At 65.2% G+C, this 247-nt stretch carries 1 pseudogene; it reads right to left on the bottom strand.

The features are described from left to right. Nucleotides 1-247, bottom strand: a pseudogene (locus EOD29_RS34025) (DUF2207 domain-containing protein); the annotation flags it as partial.

Below are 247 nucleotides of genomic sequence, written 5' to 3' on the forward strand. Positions count from 1 at the left end.
CCGGCCTGGAACTTCTCCTTGCCGAGCGGCTTGCCGGTGCCTTGGATGACGATCGAATTCTTCAGGTCTTCGAGTTTGACGTAACCGCGGACGGCAAGATTGAGCGCGGTGGCGGACAGCGCCGTCCAGCCCTCGCCGGAGAAGCCCTTATTGTCGATGTAGTTGACCAGCGCCGGCGAGATGCCGTCAGGCGCGTCCCAGCGCGGCACGACGACACCACGGGCGGGATCACGGCCGACCTTCAGCC

Origin of the sequence: Mesorhizobium sp. M1A.T.Ca.IN.004.03.1.1 (genome assembly GCF_003997555.1) — a bacterium.
Lineage (GTDB): Bacteria > Pseudomonadota > Alphaproteobacteria > Rhizobiales > Rhizobiaceae > Mesorhizobium.